This is a genomic window from Providencia sp. PROV150 (assembly GCF_028481025.1).
GTDB classification, from domain to species: Bacteria; Pseudomonadota; Gammaproteobacteria; order Enterobacterales; family Enterobacteriaceae; genus Providencia; species Providencia hangzhouensis.
The window spans coordinates 187285-206740 of sequence record NZ_JAMPPJ010000005.1 but is presented as its reverse complement, the minus strand read 5'-3'; the positions used below and the strand labels follow the sequence as shown (position 1 = coordinate 206740).

17 protein-coding genes are annotated in these 19456 nt (G+C 38.2%); 11 read left to right on the top strand and 6 right to left on the bottom strand.

Annotated features, from left to right (window positions below; all coding sequences use genetic code 11):
* Positions 1-10 precede the first annotated feature (10 nt).
* The 3 genes from PSE83_RS06040 to trmJ form a co-directional block, all read right to left on the bottom strand.
* The gene (locus PSE83_RS06040; protein ID WP_004264915.1) at positions 11-1225 is read right to left on the bottom strand and encodes an IscS subfamily cysteine desulfurase; all 1215 of its coding nucleotides are present in this window, start codon (positions 1223-1225) and stop codon (positions 11-13) included.
* 121 nt (positions 1226-1346) lie between these two features.
* Positions 1347-1844 (bottom strand): Fe-S cluster assembly transcriptional regulator IscR, encoded by a 498-nt coding sequence (iscR, locus tag PSE83_RS06035; RefSeq protein WP_004264917.1) that lies wholly within the window; start codon positions 1842-1844, stop codon positions 1347-1349.
* A gap of 119 nt (positions 1845-1963) precedes the next feature.
* Entirely contained in the window at positions 1964-2695 is a 732-nt protein-coding gene (gene trmJ / locus PSE83_RS06030; RefSeq protein WP_004264918.1) for a tRNA (cytosine(32)/uridine(32)-2'-O)-methyltransferase TrmJ, read from the bottom strand.
* 123 nt (positions 2696-2818) lie between these two features.
* On the opposite strand from trmJ, the gene suhB reads away from it, so the two are divergent.
* Positions 2819-3622: an inositol-1-monophosphatase gene (suhB, locus tag PSE83_RS06025; protein WP_004264919.1), complete on the top strand. Its 804-nt coding sequence runs from the start codon at positions 2819-2821 to the stop codon at positions 3620-3622.
* A gap of 102 nt (positions 3623-3724) precedes the next feature.
* Here suhB and PSE83_RS06020 read toward each other — a convergent pair whose 3' ends face one another.
* Complete coding sequence (locus PSE83_RS06020) at positions 3725-4753, bottom strand: zinc-binding alcohol dehydrogenase family protein (protein WP_004264920.1); 1029 nt, start codon at positions 4751-4753, stop codon at positions 3725-3727.
* A 132-nt stretch (positions 4754-4885) separates the two neighbouring features.
* Here PSE83_RS06020 and PSE83_RS06015 point away from each other — a divergent pair, with 132 nt between their 5' ends.
* From PSE83_RS06015 to PSE83_RS05970, 10 genes are all read left to right on the top strand, one after another.
* The gene (locus PSE83_RS06015; protein WP_004264921.1) at positions 4886-5791 is read left to right on the top strand and encodes a GntR family transcriptional regulator; all 906 of its coding nucleotides are present in this window, start codon (positions 4886-4888) and stop codon (positions 5789-5791) included.
* A gap of 364 nt (positions 5792-6155) precedes the next feature.
* Positions 6156-7601, top strand: a complete 1446-nt coding sequence (locus PSE83_RS06010; protein ID WP_036958996.1) for a tagaturonate reductase — start codon at positions 6156-6158, stop codon at positions 7599-7601.
* Positions 7602-7651: 50 nt separating this feature from the next.
* Positions 7652-8656, top strand: a complete 1005-nt coding sequence (locus tag PSE83_RS06005; protein ID WP_004264923.1) for a C4-dicarboxylate TRAP transporter substrate-binding protein — start codon at positions 7652-7654, stop codon at positions 8654-8656.
* 77 nt (positions 8657-8733) lie between these two features.
* Positions 8734-9213, top strand: a complete 480-nt coding sequence (locus tag PSE83_RS06000; RefSeq protein WP_004264924.1) for a TRAP transporter small permease — start codon at positions 8734-8736, stop codon at positions 9211-9213.
* Positions 9204-10481 carry a TRAP transporter large permease gene (locus PSE83_RS05995; RefSeq protein WP_004264925.1) on the top strand — a complete coding sequence of 426 codons (1278 nt, stop codon included), beginning with the start codon at positions 9204-9206 and terminating at the stop codon, positions 10479-10481. Before PSE83_RS06000 ends, PSE83_RS05995 begins: the two co-directional genes overlap by 10 nt.
* A 419-nt stretch (positions 10482-10900) precedes the next feature.
* On the top strand, positions 10901-11491 hold the full coding sequence (locus tag PSE83_RS05990; RefSeq protein WP_036958998.1) for a fimbrial protein: 591 nt from the start codon (positions 10901-10903) through the stop codon (positions 11489-11491).
* A gap of 49 nt (positions 11492-11540) precedes the next feature.
* Complete coding sequence (locus PSE83_RS05985) at positions 11541-12230, top strand: fimbrial biogenesis chaperone (RefSeq protein ID WP_036959000.1); 690 nt, start codon at positions 11541-11543, stop codon at positions 12228-12230.
* A gap of 14 nt (positions 12231-12244) precedes the next feature.
* Complete coding sequence (locus PSE83_RS05980) at positions 12245-14749, top strand: fimbria/pilus outer membrane usher protein (RefSeq protein WP_004264929.1); 2505 nt, start codon at positions 12245-12247, stop codon at positions 14747-14749.
* A gap of 11 nt (positions 14750-14760) precedes the next feature.
* Positions 14761-15840 carry a fimbrial protein gene (locus tag PSE83_RS05975; protein ID WP_036959002.1) on the top strand — a complete coding sequence of 360 codons (1080 nt, stop codon included), beginning with the start codon at positions 14761-14763 and terminating at the stop codon, positions 15838-15840.
* 13 nt (positions 15841-15853) lie between these two features.
* A complete protein-coding gene (locus tag PSE83_RS05970) occupies positions 15854-16558 on the top strand; it encodes a fimbrial biogenesis chaperone (protein WP_004264931.1) in 705 nt (234 codons plus the stop codon).
* Between the two features lie 38 nt (positions 16559-16596).
* Here the strand turns inward: PSE83_RS05970 and PSE83_RS05965 are convergent, their stop codons facing one another.
* Together PSE83_RS05965 and glyA are read right to left on the bottom strand one after the other, a co-directional pair.
* Entirely contained in the window at positions 16597-17748 is a 1152-nt protein-coding gene (locus PSE83_RS05965) for a 3-phenylpropionate MFS transporter (protein WP_004264932.1), read from the bottom strand.
* An 81-nt stretch (positions 17749-17829) separates the two neighbouring features.
* The gene (glyA, locus tag PSE83_RS05960) at positions 17830-19083 is read right to left on the bottom strand and encodes a serine hydroxymethyltransferase (protein ID WP_004264933.1); all 1254 of its coding nucleotides are present in this window, start codon (positions 19081-19083) and stop codon (positions 17830-17832) included.
* Positions 19084-19456 lie beyond the last annotated feature (373 nt).

The following is a 19456-nucleotide window of genomic DNA, read 5'->3' as shown; positions in this document are numbered from 1 at the left end:
AACCGTCTGATTAATGGTGAGACCATTCGATGCTGTTAAGATCTACGCCGTCTTTAAACATTTCCCATAAAGGAGACAGCTCGCGTAAGTGGCCAATTGCGCCATGAATCATTTTGATTGCATAGTCAATTTCTTCTTCTGTCGTGAAACGACCTAAAGAGAAACGGATTGAGCTATGTGCCAGCTCATCATTCATCCCTAAAGCGCGCAGTACATAAGAAGGTTCTAGGCTTGCAGAAGTACATGCAGAACCTGAAGATACAGCCAAATCTTTTAATGACATCATCAGTGATTCACCTTCAACATAGTTGAAGCTGACGTTCAGAATGTGCGGCGCACCGTGTTCTAAATCACCATTGAGGTAAACTTCTTCGATATCTTTAATACCGTTCCACAAACGTAACCGTAAACCGCGTAAACGCTCAGATTCCGCAGCCATTTCTTCTTTGGCAATACGGTAAGCTTCGCCCATACCAACGATTTGGTGTACAGGTAATGTCCCAGAACGCATACCGCGCTCATGGCCACCACCGTGCTGTTGCGCTTCAAGGCGAACACGAGGTTTACGGCGGACATACAGTGCACCAATGCCCATTGGGCCATAGAGTTTGTGCGCAGAGAACGACATTAAATCAACTTTTAACGCATTCAGGTCGATGGGCAACTTGCCCACGCTTTGAGTTGCATCGACGTGGAAAATAATCCCTTTGCTACGGCATAATTCACCAATAGCTTCGATATCCTGCACTACACCAATTTCATTATTAACATGCATAATAGAAATTAAAATAGTGTCTTCACGGATAGCGTCTTGTAGGTCTTGCATAGCAATTAAACCGTTGCTTTGCGGTGACAGGTAAGTCACTTCAAAACCTTCACGCTCTAATTGGCGGCAGGTATCTAAAACGGCTTTGTGTTCCGTTTTACAGGTAATAATATGGTTGCCTTTCTTTTTATAGAAATTAGCAGCGCCTTTAATCGCTAAGTTATCAGACTCAGTTGCGCCTGAAGTAAACACGATTTCACGCGGGTCAGCGCCCACTAATTCGGCGATTTGATTGCGAGCAATATCTACCGCTTCTTCCGCTTGCCAGCCGAAACGATGAGAACGGGACGCTGGGTTACCAAAGTTCCCATCCATTGTTAAACATTGCATCATTTTTTCAGCCACACGCGGGTCAACCGGTGTTGTTGCTGAATAATCAAGATAAATTGGTAATTTCATTGCTCACTTACTCCAAAGGACAAGGTAACTTGCCTTTAATTTTTAAAGATACAAATAGCGGAAATTAGCTCTTCGTCTAACAACTCACCAAGATGTACCGACTGCAATTTTTTTAATATTTTTAAGCACGTACATTGATAATCGATTCAGGTGTAATCCCATTTGGCATGGTTTTACGCTGTTCGTTATCTTGTCTATCAGCAACAACCATGACTTCTTGGTTTTTAACCAGCTCATCAAGGCTAATGCTGCTAAGGAAACTTGTAATTCTATCGCTTAAATCGCGCCATAGTGCGTGAGTTAAGCAGCGATCGCCATTTTGGCAACCTTCTTTATTACCCTGGCAACGGGTGGCGTCAACAGATTCATCTACCGCAGCGATTACTTCAGCAACAAAGATTTGGTCTGCGTCTCTACCAAGCAAATAACCGCCGCCTGGACCGCGCACACTCGAAACCAACTCGTTTTTGCGTAAACGAGAGAAAAGTTGCTCAAGATAAGAGAGGGAGATTCCCTGACGTTCAGAAATGTCAGCTAAAGGCACTGGACCTGACTGAGAGTGTAATGCGACATCTAACATCGCAGTTACTGCGTAACGCCCTTTGGAAGTGAGTCTCATAACATATTACTCCGTGGTAAATTATGGTCAGATTGTGACATTCCTGAGTAATTTAGTCAACTATTTACCCGACTAATTTACTCAAGTATTATTCACCTGATTTTACCACGGATTTCGCCTCACTTTTTCGCCCATTTTTCCATTGACGTTAAAATACCCCGCAGGATATGTAACTCTTGGGTTTCGATATGCGCTCGAGTGAATAAACGGCGTAATTTATTCATAATTAAGCCAGGGTGGGCTTTACGTATAAAACCGGATTCATTCAATACGCTTTCAAGATGGACATAAAACCGCTCAACATCTTCTGACGGCGGGTATTCTACCTCATCATCGGCGGAAATTACCGTATTTTTTTCATTCATTGAAAGATACGCCATACGTATCTCATAACTCACCAACTGAACCGCCATCGCTAAATTCAAAGAACCGTATTCAGGATTCGTTGGGATATATAAATGATACTGACATTTTTGTAATTCTTCGTTGGTCAATCCTACTCGCTCACGACCAAAAACAATCGCAACCGGCGATTCTTTGGATTGCTCAACAGATTTAACGCCACATTCACGTGGCTCAACCATCGGCCAAGATAAAGTACGAGAACGCGCACTAGTGCCGATCACTAGTTTACAGCCTTCTAAAGCTTCATCGAGAGTTTTAACGATTGTCGCATTACCAATAACATCACTTGCTCCTGCAGAAAGCGCAATAGAGTGTGAGTCTGGTTCAACAAGAGGGTTAACAAGATAGAGATTAGAAAGCCCCATGGTTTTCATTGCGCGGGCCGTTGAGCCCATATTACCAGTGTGTGAGGTCTCAACAAGAACAATACGGATATTATCTAACATGGTTTATACGTTTCATAAAAAAATTATCGCAATAGCTTAACACAAAATTGCTTATTGTGACGAACATCTATATACTTCGGCACTCAAGTTTTTCGTTCTTTAACATTCCAGTGGAAAAAGCCCATGCATCCGATGCTTAACATCGCCATACGTGCAGCACGTAAGGCCGGTAATCACATAGCTAAAAACTATGAAATGCCTAGCAATATTAAAGTCACTCAGAAAGGCACTAACGATTTCGTTACTAACGTTGATCAAGAATCTGAGCAACTGATCATTGAAATCATCCGCAAGTCATATCCAGACCACACTATTATCACTGAAGAAAGCGGTGAATTAATTGGTAAAGATGATGATATTCAATGGGTAATCGATCCACTGGATGGCACCACCAACTTCACAAAACGCCTCCCTCATTTTTCTGTTTCTATCGCTGTACGCGTTAAAGGCCGTACAGAAGTTGCTGTTGTCTACGACCCAATGCGTAATGAATTATTTAGCGCAGTACGTGGACAAGGCGCTCAGCTTAACGGTTATCGTATTCGCATTGATGAAAAGCGTGACCTTGATGGCGCTATCGTTGCGACAGGTTTCCCTTTCAAACAAAAACAGCACGCTGCGGTATATATGAATATCATGACCGCAATGTTCGACAAATGCGCTGATTTCCGTCGTACGGGTTCTGCGGCGTTAGACCTGTGTTATGTTGCTTCTGGTCGTGTTGATGCATTCTTTGAAATCGGCTTAAAACCATGGGATTTCTTAGGCGGCGAGCTAATCATGCGTGAAGCTGGCGGTATCATGACTGACTTTATTGGCGGCCATAATTATATCGCATCTGGTAACTTAGTCGCTGGTAGCCCACGTGTTGTTAGAGACATACTGTCCGTCATGAAAGATGAGTTATCGGAAGCATTAAAACGCTAATTCATTCAGACTAGAAATAAATTAGCGCCAAACAAAAACCCACAATAAGAGTGGGTTTTTGTTGTTATTTAAAATAAATGTTTGTTTAAAATAAATTGCTATTTAAAACAAAATAACACCTTTAATTAATTCACGATTATTAATGACATCACTTTCATAAACATCACCAATGGTATCAAAGTCAAATTGGTGTGTTAGCATCATCCCACTAGATAACTTACCTTCAGCCATTAATCTTGCAACTTTATTGAAGTCTTCAGGCGTTGCATTACGACTCCCCATCATTGTTGTCTCTTTTTTATGGAAATCGGGGTCTGGAAACGATAAATTACCTTTAAATAGGCCAACAAATACAATTAAACCACCATGACGAATTAAATTCACCGCGGTGTTCATTGCGTGTTGATTCCCCGTAGCATCAATGACTTTCTCAGCAAGCATGCCTGAAAAATGGCCTTCAATGCTTGATAAGTAATTTTCAGCCGCTGGGTCACACGTTTTTAAGCCTAAGACCTTTTCAACATGTTGGCGACGTGCCTCACTGGTATCAGCCACTAATACGTTAGCACCATCCGCTTTGGCAATTGCAGCAACGCCAAGCCCTATCGGCCCAGCCCCTACGACTAAAACAGTATCTTGCGCTTTAACCTGCGCACGCCTGACGGCATGAGCACTGATTGAAAATGGTTCGATCAAGGCGCCATCAATATCTGTGACAGTGTCTTCAATCGCTAATACATTTTTCTCTGGAACATTTAAATATTCACAAAAACCCCCGTCTTCGTGAACGCCAATAACTGATATTTTTTCGCAACAATTTGTTTTTCCTTCCTTGCATGCACCACATTCGTAACATGCGACATAAGGCATCACCGCAACACGTTGCCCGACTTTCCACTGCGTGATATCTGATGCAACCTCACAAATAGTTCCAGAAATTTCATGTCCTAATACTCGTGGATATTGAAAAAATGGCTGGTTTCCTCCCCATGCATGAATATCAGTTCCACATATACCAACCGCATGAATTTTTATTTTTACGTGCCCAGTTTGAACTGTAGGTTCAACAACTTGTTGATAGACTAATTGTTTAGGTTCTTGGCAAATCAATTGTTTCATATTTCCCTCCATCAATTTATCTGTCTTTTTTAATTTAAAAAACATAGACTAGATAATTAACAACCGAATTTTGTGATTAAATGTTTTTAAATCGGTTTTAAATCGGTCTTTAAAGAATAAAAATCAGATTCAAGGAGTATTTAAATGGTGAGGAGTAAAAATATACGCTATGGGTCAATTAATGAATTCTTAGATGCCATACATAAAAATTTATTAACATCCCCCTTCCCCTCACAATCTTCTTTAGCAGAGATGTTTAATATCAGTCGAACCACCGTGAGACATACCCTCGAATATTTATTAGAAAAGAAAATCATTGAAAAACAAGGGAATGAATATCATGTCATTCGCTATCCCAATAAAACTGATTTCTTTCCTGTTGAATCAAGTCTCCCTGATCAACAAATCGTCTTATTCGAAAAAGCGTTTTATCAAATGATTAAACGCAAAGAATTGATGCCCGGAGATACTTTTACTGAATTACAATTAGCAAAAAAAAGTCATGTAAGTTCTAGTGTTGTTCGGGAGTTCTTAGTGGAGTTTTCCCGTTATGGGTTAATTAAAAACACCCACCGAGGAAATTGGCATATGATGAAGTTTTCACGTGAATACGCAGAAAAACTTTTTGAGTTTAGGGAGTTACTAGAAACCAATGCATTGACTCATTTTTTAAATTTACCACCAGATGACCATCGTTGGATTTTAGCGAAAGAGCTATTACTCAAACATAGAACACTGCGTGAAACCGTTACTATCAATTACCGCGACTTTTCTCAACTAGATTATGAACTACATAGCCTTATTTTATCGGGTGCCAACAACCCATTTTTTAATCAATCTCTTGAAATCATCACTGTGATATTTCATTTTCAATATCAATGGGATGAATCAGATTTAAAAGAAAGAAATGTACTGGCAATTGAAGAACACATGACCATTTTAAGTGCGTTAATTAGCCGTAATGATATTGTCGCGATGAATGAACTTAGACATCATTTAGATACCGCTAAACGAACTATGATCAACTCCATACAGCAAACTTATGAATAAATAACATTAGTTTACAAGGCCAATGGATGGCCAATGACGAATTATTTCTTTGGGTCGATAATGGTACACATCAAACAAAACCTGAATTTTTCAGTAAAAAAACAGCTTAATTATAAAATTATTATTATCAAAAATTATAGAAAATAAAATTATCACTATATTTCAATTAATTAAAAGACATATTTATTGAACAGATTTAATCTATCAATAATTCATCTGTTTTTAACTGATAAAAAACACATTAAAAACATCAAAAAGCCATTCATTCCACAAAATTGATGCAATTAATAGTCCATAGAAAAAAATACTTCTAGTCTGAATCAACACCAGATGATTAATACACATAATAACTAGAGGAATGGTCATGGATTACTTAAATAGACAGTCAATGGCTAATAAGCAATACCCAGAGAGAATTTTACAATTCGGAGAAGGTAATTTTTTACGTGCTTTTATCGACTGGATGGTTGACCAACTGAATGAAAAGACAGATTTCAATAGTGGCATTACGCTTGTCAGGCCAATTGACTCATCACATCCCTCAATTAATCAACAAAATGGACTTTATACTGCCATCACCAGGGGGATTAATGAACAAAAACAAAGTGTTTCTAATATAAGAATTATTAATTCGGTTAACCGTGAAATACTTATCTATTCTGAATATGATAAATTTTTAAAGTGTGCAGAAAATCCCGAATTACAATGGATCTTCTCTAATACTACGGAAGCAGGGATCGTATATAAGCACGACGTACGCTTAGAAGATACACCAGCAAGTAGTTTCCCTGCAAAGCTTACTCAATTTTTATTTCACCGCTTTCAACATTTTAATGGCGATAGTAGCAAAGGGTTGTTCATCATCCCCTGTGAGCTAATTGACTATAATGGCGATAAATTACAAGAGTTTGTAAATCAACATGCACAAGACTGGCAACTTCCCACGGATTTTATCGCTTGGCTAAATAGCAGTAATACGTTTTGTTCTACGTTAGTCGATAGAATTGTTACTGGCTACCCGAAAAATGAAATTGAAAAACTGGAAAAAGAATTAGGCTATAAAGACGATTTTCTCGTCACTGCTGAATATTTCTATTTATTTGTTATTCAAGGGCCAAAAATACTAGAGCAGAAGCTAAAGTTAAATGAATTGCCATTAAATATCAAAGTAGTAGATGACATAAAACCCTACAAAGAACGTAAAGTTGCAATCTTAAATGGTGCACACACTGCGATGGTTCCCGTTGCTTATTTAGCAGGGATTCGAACTGTTCGTGATGTCACTACCAACCCAATCTTTTTATCTTTCATCAAAGATTTAATTGATAATGAGGTTATTCCTGTTTTATCTCAAAGCCCTTCGGAGCTCATGGCTTTTGCCTCCGCAGTAATTGACCGTTTTAATAACCCATATATAGAGCATGAGTTACTTTCAATTTCTCTAAACTCGCTAACTAAATTTAAAACTCGTTTATTACCTCAATTAATCTCTTATGTTAAGCAATACAATAAAATTCCTTATTGCATTTCATTTTCACTTGCTGCACTTATTGTTTTCTATCGAGGAAAACAGGGTGAACAACTCATTCCTTTAAATGATGATGATTATTTACTCGAACGCTTTAAAGCTTGGAATGAGCTCTATGACTCAAATGTAAAACAACTGACTGAAAATGTGCTAGCAATGTCTGATTTATGGGGATTAAACCTCAACGAAATACCACAATTACAAGATGATGTGAGCCAAAAAATCACAGATATTCTGAATAGTGGCACAGAAATAATGCTACGCAAAAAATACATTGGTTAGAAAAAAACTAAATACTTAAAACAATAAATCCCCCTACAGGAGATACCTTTATGAAACTGAGCACATTAAACGGAAAAACATTTCTTAGCTTAACACTCAGCACAATGCTATTAATGGGCAGCATGACAGGTGCCGCATTCGCCGATGCTAAATATAAGCTAAAAGTCGCTTATGAAAATAACCCCGGAGAGCCTTTTGACTTAGCTATCCACGAATGGGCAAAGAAATTCAATGAAAAAACTAATGGTGAAGGTGAGTTAATTCCTTACCCAAGCTCACAATTAGGTTCTAAAAAAGATGTCATCGAACAAATGAAGTTAGGTAGTCCATTAATTACCTTAGCAGATGGTGCCTTCTTTTCTGATTATGTACCTGATTACGGTATTATGTTTGGGCCGTACTTAGGGCTATCTTATAAAGATATTTTTAAATTAAATGCCTCACCTTGGTATGGTTCCTTAGAACAACAGTTAGATAAAAAAGGCCTTCATGTGGTTTCTAAAGATTGGCTATATGGTTCACGTCATATCTTAGCCAATAAAATGATCCAAACCCCAGATGACCTAAAAGGTTTAAAAATTCGCGTCCCCAACAATAAAATTCAAATTAAAGGTTTAGAGGCAATGGGAGCCACACCAACACCATTACCTTTAGCTGAAGTTTATACTGCACTTAATCTTAAAATTATTGATGGTGCAGAAAACCCAATTCCAGTGCTATATGGGCAAAAACACCATGAAGCTGCCAAATTCTTAATTCTAACTGGCCATGTAGAAAACGTAACCAACTTAGTTATGGGCAGCAAAACCTACGCTAAATTACCTGAAAATATTCAGCAGGCTTTAGTTGAATCAGGAAATGAAGCTGGGCAATTTTTAACAGATTTAGTCTTACAACAAGAAAAAGAGATTATTGAAAAAATGAAAAGTGAAGGTGTTACTGTTGTTGAAGTAGACAGAGCGCTCTTCAAAGAAAAATCTAAGCCTTTCTATAATGAATTCCCTGAATGGTCTGCGAATTTATATCAACAAACTCAAGATATTATTAATAATTAACCCTATTACTTGGCGGTTAACACCGCCAAAATTTTTACAATACAAATGGTTGACTATTATTCTCGCAAGGATCTTTTATGTTTAAATTTCTGGGGAAATTAAGTGATATAGTGGCTTCGCTTGCTGTTGCTGCTATCGTCATTATTACCATTCTTGCTGTATTCATGCGTTGGCTTCTTAATGACCCTTTAATGTGGAGTGAGGAAGTTTTAATTATTTGCTACATATGGTTGGTTATGATTGGAGCAGCATCCGCTGCGGGTAAAAGAATGCACGTCAGTATTGATGCTATTACCTCTTTATTTCCTGAAAAAGTACAATTAGCTATCGCGGTCATTACGCATATTATGGCCATTATTGCTTTATCAATTTTTGGGTATCTTGGATATGAACTCTCGATTATCGCAGAAGATAAAATAACACCAATTATTGGTGTTTCTTATTACTATATCGACCTTTCTGTTCCCATTGGCGCATCCATCATGGTGTTATTTTCTATCCAACATTTACTGGAAGACATGAGTAAATTAATAAAAGGAGATAAACCATGTCAGTAATTATCGCCTGTATTGTATTAATATTCTGCTTTTTAATTAATGTTCCCATTTTTTTAAGTGTGCTAATTGCATTACTCACTTATTTCTTTTCTGCTGGTGATATATCTCCTCTTATTGCAGTTCAGCGCATTATTGGTGCAGGAGAAAATGTCACGTTACTTGCTATTCCTTTTTTCATTCTGTTAGGTAACCTTTTGAATTACACGGGTATCACTAGCCGAATGTTAAAATTTACTGGCACACTGTCTGGGCACTACCCAGGGGGACTTGCCCAATCTAACGTATTATTAAGTACAATGATGGGCGGGCTCTCTGCATCTAACCTTGCTGACTGTGCCATGTTATCTAAAATGTTAGTACCCGAAATGACCAAATTAGGTTATGGGAAAAGCTTCTCTGCCGCTGTCACTGCTGCAGGATCATTAATAACACCTATAATTCCACCAGGTATTGCATTAATCATCTATGGATTTGTTGCCGATGTCTCTATTGGTAAGATGTTTATGGCTGCAATCATTCCTGGTTTAATGTGCTGCGTTGCTTTAATGGTTACAATTTATCTTATTGCCAAAAAACGTGGATACAAACCTGCTAGAGACAAAGCGCCTACATTTGCTGAAGTTTACCAAACAGGTAAAGGAGCAATGTCAGCTTTCCTCTTAGTCCTCGTTATTATTGGCGGAATTCGCTTTGGTATTTTTACACCGACAGAAGCTGGTGCTATTGCTGTACTTTACGTTATTGTAATTGGTACCTTTTTTTATCGTGAAATGAAGTTAAAAGACATTGCGGCCTCATTTTTAGAAACAGCTCGTTCAACAGCAAGCATCATGCTCATTATTATGACTTGTTCTGCATTAGCATGGGTATTGACGAACGAGCAAGTGGCACAAGATGTTGCCAAAATGATGACCAGTTTCTCTGATAATCCATATGTCTTCTTAATGATTGTCAATGCGGTGCTTTTAATTCTAGGTATGTTTATTGAAGGTAATGCAGCAATTATTGTTCTTGTTCCATTATTAATGCCTACAGTAAAATTATTAGGAATTGACCCTATCCATTTTGGCATTGTCATGATCCTTAATTTAGCTATCGGCTGCTTAACCCCCCCTATGGGAACCGTCATGTTTGTAGCCACATCGATTACTGGTGTACGTATTTCAGACTTTATTCGTGAAGTCATGCCACTGTTCTTTGCATTAATTATCGTATTACTCTTAGTCACTTTTATGCCTGTATTTACGACTTTCCTACCAAGCTTATAAGATAAGATTATATCTCAATGGCAAGTCATTAACTATGACTTGCCATTTTATTATCAATTAATTTTTTATAAATTAAATTTTATTTAATTTCACAAATTAATATAACTTTTGTTTATTGTTAAGTTAATTGACCTTTATCCTTGTCACAATAACATGCACAACAAGAAATACTCAAAAAGATAAACTACTGATCATCAAAAAATTACACTTATTACGAGTCACACTGACATAATTAGAAAAACAATATCATATTAAATTCATGCATATAAAAAAGACATTAATCTCATTAAATATTTTTTTAATTTTTAATTTGAAAAAAATATACTTTATATCTAGCATAAAATAACACAGCTAATTTACATTCAGCTGTTAATCAAAGTTATATCACTTTATTTCACTTTGACCTTATGGGGTTAATTATGTCTAGATATATACTACCTCTGTCTTTACTTTCGTTATCTGTTATATCAGGTTCAGCACTTGCAATAACTAACAGTGCTGGAGGAATTATTTCAATTTCTGGAGCAATAAGCGATACAACTTGTACTATTAATGGCGGAAATAGTGCCGATATGACTGTTGTTCTTGACCCAATAACCGTAACAGATGCAGGGACCACTGCCGCGACGGTTATTTCTAAAAATCAAAAACAATTTTCTTTAACTTTCTCTGATTGCGCACCTGCGAGCACTCCTGTAAGTAATCTGAAATTACACTTTTATTCATCAAGTAATATTTCCCCTTCCGGTTTGTATTTAGTGAATACTTCCGTCAATGAAAATGATGCTTCCGTTGCTAAAAATGTTGGATTTAGTTTATCTAAAACCAGCACTCCAACAACCGCAATTCCACTCAATGTGGCCTTTGATACTAACCTTACAGGGGCTGACACTGGTGGCGCGACAGGAGCTACACTCAATTTAATAGCCAGTTATTATAAAACTAATGCAACTGCTGCCAAAGTCGGTCTTTTGCAATCAAATGTAATATATACAGTTTCCTATTTATAATTATGACTTAGCCAGGCTTTTATTAGCCTGGCTTTAAATGGATACTATTATGAAAACTCTAGTTTTATTACTCACTATTTTATTTTCGAGCTCAACATTTTCTAATGTTATTATTACAGGCACTCGAATTATATATCCTGCTGACGCTGATAGTATTACTGTACAATTAACCAATAATAGCAAAACATCGTCTCTTGTTCAGTCATGGATTGATAACGGTGATGAAAATTCCACACCTGAGAATTCTGAAGCACCTTTTTATTTGTCCCCTCCTATTGTTAAAATTGAAGGTTTACAAGGTCAGCAATTAAAAATAAAAAAAATACCCGGAAAACTTTCTGACAATGTTGAAAGTGTATTTTTCTTAAATGTTTTAGATATTCCTAAAACTCCAGAATCTGCTAAAGGCAAAAATGCAATTCAGCTAGCCACACGCTCACGAATTAAAATTTTTTATCGTCCTATTGGTCTAACCGAATCCTCCGATGAAGTCATTAATCATGCGAGCTACCAGATTAAAAATAATAACATATTAGTTAAAAATAACTCGCAATACCATTTAACTATTGCAGCTATCACACCATTGGACGATAAAAATAATTCATTAATTGATTCTGCGATGATTGCCCCTATGTCTGAAAAAGAATTACCTATTAAAGGAACAATGAAAAGCCACGATCTTATTTTAATGTATGTGGATGACTATGGTGTTTTCAAATCTAAAAACATTAAACTTTAATAGAAGAAATCATCGTGAAAAAAGAAAACTATCTCTACCTCCTAATCTTAATAGGACTACAAAGTTATCAAAAGAACTCAATAGCGGACGAGTTTGAGACTTCCCTATTGGTAGGCAAATCTGCACAAGGAGATATTTCACGATTCTATACCGACAGTAAAATTCCATCAGGTAAACAATTAGCCGAGCTTTATGTAAATAATAGTTGGAAAGGCCAATTTGAAATTGATATCAATAATGATGGTAAACTGATTAGCCTTGCTGCTGATGATGTGCAGAAATTAAACCTGAATTTATCTTCTGAGGTGATTGAACAAACCAAACAACAGCCATTTATTCCTATTGATGATTTAGTGGCCAATATAAAATATAAATTCAATATCAACGACCTACGACTCGATATTACCGTCCCTCAAGTCGCTCTGAAACAACTCGAAGCTAACTATGTTGACCCCAGTCTCTGGAATTATGGCGAACCTGCAATTATTTTTTCTTATAATACAAATTATTATAGTTACAAAGAGAAAAAAAACTCTAAAACTAGCAGTGACAATTTTTTTGCTACCTTAAATTCAGGCGTTAATTTAGGCGCTTGGCAATTTAGAGATGAATCCAGCTATCGACATAGCTCTCATAGTAGCCAAAAATGGAAAAACAATACCCGTTATGTTTATCGTCCTCTTAGTACAATCAAATCCGGGTTGAAATTAGGTGATTTTTATACACCCGCAGCCCTATTTAATAGTATTCGAGTTCGAGGGATTGCATTGGCAACAGAAGCTAGTATGTTGCCAAATTCAAGTCAAAATTTTGTACCTATTATACGCGGTGTCGCTCAAACAAATGCCTTAGTCAGCGTGTACCAAAATAATAATCTGGTTTATCAAGAAAGCGTTCCCCCTGGTGAGTTTGCATTTAATGACCTGCAGCCTAGTGCTGGTGGAGGTGACTTATTCGTCGTTGTCCAAGAAGCTGATGGAAGGCAAGAAACCTTTACTGTGCCCTATTCTGCTGTACCTGATATGCTCAAACAGGGCGTTTATAATTACAGCCTTATTGCTGGGCAAACTAAAATCGACAATACCCATTATCAACCCAAATTTACTCAAGGTGAGTTTCACTATGGATTAAATAATTTAGTGACACTTTATGCAGGAATGCTATTTAGCGAAAAATACTATTCTGGCGTTATAGGGAGTGGTTGGAATTTTAGTTTTGGGGCCATTTCAGCTGACATTACGCAAGCAAATACTAAATTGGATTCAGGAAATCACAGTGGGCAAAGCTACCGCCTGACTTATAACAAATATATTAATGCAACATCGACCAATTTAACCTTGGCGTCATATCGTTATTCCACTAGTGGTTACTATAGCTTTATTGATGCCATTTATTCCCAAGATAATTATCGCGCTTGGAAAGCTTATCAAGACCAGTTATCAGAAAAACTCGGCAATAATATTCCACCTGAGCTTTCACTCACTAATTATGACGCTTTACGTGGTTCACGTGCTAAAAATACATTTACGTTGAATTTAAACCAACAATTAGCTGATGGTTATGGTTCGGTATTCATATCGGGTACACACCGTGATTATTGGAATGCAAACGGTAATAGCCGTGAATATCAAGCCGGTTACGCAAACAATTATAACGATATTTCCTATAGTGTGTCTGTTTCACGTGTTCGCAATTACGACAGCGAAGAAGAAACTCGTATTTATGCCAACTTTAGTGTTCCTTTTTCTTTATTTGAAAAACGCGCCAATATTAGTATGGGAAGCTATTTCACCGACTCTCGTTATCAACAAACTACGCTGAGTGTCAGTGGTATTGCAGGTAAAAATGACCAAGTCAATTATACGCTAACTGCAACGAACCAAAGCGGTGGTAATAACTTAGTTGGTGGGAACGTCAGCTATCAGCTTCCCTATAGCACGCTTTCAGGATCTTACACAGAGGCCAATAATTACCGCCAAACGGGTTTAGGCGCCAAAGGAACTCTGGTTGCTATTCCTGGACATATTGTTTTTTCAGGGGAAACAGGACAGACCTACACCATCATTGATGCTCCAATGGCCAGTGACATGATGGTCAATGCCGATAAAACCACCTTAACTAATCAACAAGGTGTTGTTTTAGTCGCTAACTCCACACCCTATAGAACCAATACCTATACCTTGACAGATACAGAGAAAACCGCAGGCGCTGAGGTGCTCGGTAATATGGCAAATGTAAGTCCATATCAAGGGGCGGTAAATTACATCAAACTCGAGACCGATACTCGACAAACTTATATCATCCGTGGCGCTCTTGCTAATGGCGATAGCTTACCTTTTGGAACAGAAATCACAGATGCTAAACAACAGAGTATTGGTTATGTCGGCCAATCTGGCGTGATGTATATCAAAAGTGAGCAATTACCGATGGCATTACACATAAAGCTTAAAGGGAAACAGACATGTGTTATTGAGCCGCTACTCAACACGATGGATAAGAACAAAAACCTCTGTCGATAAAGGAAAATATGATGAAAAAAATCACTTTAGCACTGATGTTTTCCAGTATATTGGCTTACAGCCAGTTTTCCTCAGCACATTGTAGACAAACTTCTACCGTGACGGCTCCCGCTCTTGCTTTTGATTTATCGACAGAGCTCACCAGTACATCGACTCAAGTTAGTAAAAATAGTAGAACCATCTACCCTGGGACTTTTACCTGTACTGCAAGAGGTATACTTTTTCCTAACTCTATTGGTATCGCATCTCCTTTCCAAGGCAGAACCGCCACTATTGGTTTTAATGGTGGAAAGCAGTTTGTCTCAATTACAGTCACTGCATTAGAAAAAGATAGGGTTATCGGCCTTACGGAAGGTGTACATCAAGGTAGTGAACTCGATACAAATTTTACCGTTCAATTTAATTTGCTTGCGACTAAACCCGGAACCAACTATGTCGAAGTATCAGGAAGCACCGCCACAGTTACCCCTATCGTACTCGCCTCTGATGCTTCCAGCTTGGGAATTTTACAGTGGCTATTAGATATTGTATCTAAATTAGTCACTTTTCTGTTAACGCTGCAATGGCCAACCAGTGCTGATGATATCTACTTACAACCAATTACCTTAACTTATAATCCAATCCTCACTACCTGTAATTTTGTTAACCAAGGTTTAGTCGTTTCGCTACCCCCAGTAAGCATCAATGCAGTGAAAACTGCAACCAGAGCGGGCTACACGCCATTCACACTTAATTTTACTTGCCAAGACTTTTTAGCAGGCGGTAATGCTTCTCGTGATGTATCTATTTTTTTATCCAGTAGCAATTTGCTCTCAAATGATAAAGCAACATTGAATAATACCATTAGTCAAGGCGCTAAAGGCGTTGGCTTCCGATTAGTTAGCGCAAGTAATCTCAATACACCGTTAGTGCTTTCAGATAGCGTGGCAGCTAAAAATGGAGCGACAAATATTTTTACTGTCCTCAAGGGAAATCCAATCTCCCCTTCTTTTTCAGTAAATTTAGGTGCTTATTACTATGCATACAACACCAATAGTGTCACTCAAGGGCAAGTCTCAAGTACGGCAACAGTTGTGATGTCATATAATTAACAAGGAAAATACCATGGTGGAATTCATTAAAATTACAGGGTTCGCTACATTACTATTTTTTAGCTTCCAAACAAGTGCAAGTCTTGTTTTGCAAGGAACACGAATTATTTTCCCTAGTGATAAAAAATCCGTCAGAATTCAACTTACTAATTACAGTGAACAAGCCACATTAACTCAAAGCTGGGTGGATGAAGGTAATCCGGACTCGACACCAGAAACGACGAACGCACCATTTATTGTAACGCCCCCCGTCACTAAAATCGCAGCAAATGACGGAGTTCAATTACAAATACGTTTTATTGGTGACAAACTCCCTACGAATAAAGAGTCTGTATTTTATTTAAATGTATTAGATATTGCGCCAAAGCCAAAGCAAATAAATAGTGCCAATATGCTACAGTTTGCCATTCAAACACGAATTAAAGTTTTTTATCGCCCTACAAACCTCACAGAAAAGCCAAACAATGTCATCAAAAACATCCAATTTCATTTAGCTAAAGACGGTATTGTCGTCAACAACCCGACCCCTTATTTTTTAAATATTGCCAATATCTATCTAGCTAATAATAAAAGTCGTTCTATTGCAAAAAGCTCGATGGTAGAGCCATTTTCATCACAAACTTACTTTTCAACCGCTGATATTAATCACGGAGAAAATATAACAATGATTTATATTGACGATACTGGAAAACAAATTCAATACCAAACCAAGCTATAAAATAGGCTTAACCGCTTCTATAACTTGGCAGGTGAATATTAAGATTGAGCCACCACTTTAGGGCGGATAAACACGGCAGGGATAGCGAGAAGAGCCATTAAGTAAAATACCACACCATGATGAGCAGGCACTCGCTCATAAATGTATCCGACAATAATAGTCAGTACGGCTAACCCGCCGCCAGTTGCGAGTGCGGAGTAAACACCTTGTAATGGGATAATTTCATTTTCTTTTCTTGCACTAATAAAGCGCATTGCGGCTAGGTGGCAAATTGTAAAAGTACCACTGTGAAGAATTTGTACCACGATTAATACCGGTAATGCAGTAAACGCTCCCATCAAGCCCCAACGAATAATTCCACAGAAGGCAGATAACAACAGTAAATTTCGAGCGCTCCAACGCCTAAATAAACGGTGGCTTAACATAAATACAATGACTTCAGCAACCACACCGAGCGACCATAAATTACCGATAACTAAATCTGAATAGCCGGCTTCTTTCCAAAATAGGGAAGCAAAACCATAATAAGCCGCATGAGCCCCTTGCAGTAACGTAACACAGATAAGAAACCTAACGACGTTTTTATCCGCAATCAATTGTTTAAACGTAACCTTATTACCACCATCCGCTTTCGCTGCCCCCATTGGCATAATTGCTGGTTTCAGCATTGCGCCTAGTAATAATGCTAAACAGCTTACTATCAAGGCCACCATGATGGCTTTATTTCCCCAAACACCGGCTAAATACCCCATCAGTGAGGAACCAATAATAAAAGCTATCGAACCCCAAACGCGAATTTTGCCGTAGTCAAAGGTAAATTGTTTTTGCCATGTCCCCGCCAGTGAATCACCCAGTGGAACCATTGGTGCAAAAAATAAGTTAAACCCAATCATTACAAACAACAGCCATGCCCAGTGAGAACCCAGAGCAAAACCGACAGAAAAAATAAGTGAAAGCCCTGCGAGTAAGCGTAGAGCAGTAATAAGTTTCGAGGGCTCTTTAACTAAAGGAGTAATAAACATCGCACCAAGGAAACGGGCTGCTAGCCCGACCCCTAACAAAACACCAATCATTTCTGCATCAATTCCCTCACCTTGTAACCAAACTGACCAAAATGGCAAGAAAATACTGTAGGCAAAAAAGTAGGTAAAATAATCAATAGCTAGCCAACGCGTTGATGGAATGACCATCACTCCTCCGTTTTTTCAATGCAAAAAACCCGCTCATACATACATGTAGAAGCGGGTTTCAGTAATTAATAATACGTTATGTTATGCGTAAACTGGGTATTTTTTGCAAATTGCTAATACTTTTTGCTTCACGCTCTCAATGGTCGCTTCGTCATTGAGGTTGTCTAGAATATCACACATCCAGCCAGCTAGCTCACCCGCTTCTGCTTCTTTGAAGCCACGACGCGTAATCGCAGGAGAACCAATACGTACACCAGACGTTACAAATGGGCTCTTAGGGTCGTTCGGTACACTGTTTTTGTTAACAGTGATATTCGCACGGCCAAGTGCAGCATCTGCATCTTTACCTGTAATGTCTTTATCAACCAAATCAACTAAGAATAAGTGGTTTTCAGTTCCGCCAGATACCACTTTGTAGCCACGTTTTTGGAAAACATCGACCATTGCCTTCGCATTCTTAGCAACTTGCTGTTGATAAACTTTGAATTCAGGTTCCATCGCTTCTTTCAGAGCAACCGCTTTACCTGCAATAACATGCATTAAAGGGCCACCTTGAGATCCAGGGAATACCGCTGAGTTGATTTTTTTGTACAACTCTTCGTCACCACCTTTAGCTAAAATTAACCCACCACGTGGACCCGCTAAAGTTTTATGCGTTGTTGTTGTCACAACGTGTGCATGAGGAACTGGGTTTGGATAAACACCCGCAGCAATCAAACCTGCAACGTGAGCCATATCAACAAACAGGTAAGCGCCAATACCATCTGCGATTTCACGCATTTTAGCCCAATCAACGACACCTGAGTACGCAGAGAAACCACCGATAATCATTTTTGGTTTGTGTTTTTCCGCTTGCGCTTTGATATCGTCGTAGTCAATTTTACCGCTTTCATCAATACCGTAAGGCACGATGTTGTACAGTTTACCTGAGAAGTTAACCGGTGAACCGTGAGTTAAGTGACCACCATGTGCTAGGTTCATTCCCAGAACGGTATCACCTGGCTGTAGTAACGCCATGTAAACTGCAGCGTTAGCTTGCGAACCTGAGTGCGGCTGCACATTCGCATAGTCAGCACCAAATAGTTCTTTCGCACGGTCAATCGCTAATTGCTCTACCACGTCAACATACTCACAACCGCCATAGTAGCGTTTGCCTGGGTAGCCTTCTGCATATTTATTGGTTAGCTGAGAACCTTGAGCCTGCATGACTCGTGGACTGGTATAGTTTTCAGAAGCAATTAATTCAATGTGTTCTTCTTGACGTTGTACTTCTTGCTCCATTGCTTCCCATAATTTCGGATCGTAGTCAGCAATATTCATTTCACGCTTTAACATTCGCTTCTCCTGCCTCAGCAATTCAATAGGTTGAAAATCGATTCATCGCAATGACACACAGTGTAAACTCTTTTTCTCTCTTGAGATAGCCCTAAAGAAAAAATATACGCAAACGATTGCATTAATTTTTTTCACTTCATTTGCTTCTGAAGGCTTCATTATAAAATAGCTCAAATTTTAATTTTTAACGGACAAACATCCAGATTTGCTATTCCCTTCTCATTATGTGCCTAAATCCACCCTATTTTTCCGATTTGAGTCTTTACATAAACACGTAAATATTATAAGTTGTATTTAAAATACATCTTTATAAATCACCTTCATCGTTCGCAAAAAATAGGGATTAGCTGAGATGAAATAAATTTATCTAACT

What these genes read in the sequence shown, in the direction of transcription:
- PSE83_RS06040 (WP_004264915.1), bottom strand. Translation starts at nt 1,225, where the DNA reads ATGAAATTACCAATTTATCTTGATTATTCAGCAACAACACCGGTTGAC.
- iscR (WP_004264917.1), bottom strand. Translation starts at nt 1,844, where the DNA reads ATGAGACTCACTTCCAAAGGGCGTTACGCAGTAACTGCGATGTTAGAT.
- trmJ (WP_004264918.1), bottom strand. Translation starts at nt 2,695, where the DNA reads ATGTTAGATAATATCCGTATTGTTCTTGTTGAGACCTCACACACTGGT.
- suhB (WP_004264919.1), top strand. Translation starts at nt 2,819, where the DNA reads ATGCATCCGATGCTTAACATCGCCATACGTGCAGCACGTAAGGCCGGT.
- PSE83_RS06020 (WP_004264920.1), bottom strand. Translation starts at nt 4,753, where the DNA reads ATGGAGGGAAATATGAAACAATTGATTTGCCAAGAACCTAAACAATTA.
- PSE83_RS06015 (WP_004264921.1), top strand. Translation starts at nt 4,886, where the DNA reads ATGGTGAGGAGTAAAAATATACGCTATGGGTCAATTAATGAATTCTTA.
- PSE83_RS06010 (WP_036958996.1), top strand. Translation starts at nt 6,156, where the DNA reads ATGGATTACTTAAATAGACAGTCAATGGCTAATAAGCAATACCCAGAG.
- PSE83_RS06005 (WP_004264923.1), top strand. Translation starts at nt 7,652, where the DNA reads ATGAAACTGAGCACATTAAACGGAAAAACATTTCTTAGCTTAACACTC.
- PSE83_RS06000 (WP_004264924.1), top strand. Translation starts at nt 8,734, where the DNA reads ATGTTTAAATTTCTGGGGAAATTAAGTGATATAGTGGCTTCGCTTGCT.
- PSE83_RS05995 (WP_004264925.1), top strand. Translation starts at nt 9,204, where the DNA reads ATGTCAGTAATTATCGCCTGTATTGTATTAATATTCTGCTTTTTAATT.
- PSE83_RS05990 (WP_036958998.1), top strand. Translation starts at nt 10,901, where the DNA reads ATGTCTAGATATATACTACCTCTGTCTTTACTTTCGTTATCTGTTATA.
- PSE83_RS05985 (WP_036959000.1), top strand. Translation starts at nt 11,541, where the DNA reads ATGAAAACTCTAGTTTTATTACTCACTATTTTATTTTCGAGCTCAACA.
- PSE83_RS05975 (WP_036959002.1), top strand. Translation starts at nt 14,761, where the DNA reads ATGAAAAAAATCACTTTAGCACTGATGTTTTCCAGTATATTGGCTTAC.
- PSE83_RS05970 (WP_004264931.1), top strand. Translation starts at nt 15,854, where the DNA reads ATGGTGGAATTCATTAAAATTACAGGGTTCGCTACATTACTATTTTTT.
- PSE83_RS05965 (WP_004264932.1), bottom strand. Translation starts at nt 17,748, where the DNA reads ATGGTCATTCCATCAACGCGTTGGCTAGCTATTGATTATTTTACCTAC.
- glyA (WP_004264933.1), bottom strand. Translation starts at nt 19,083, where the DNA reads ATGTTAAAGCGTGAAATGAATATTGCTGACTACGATCCGAAATTATGG.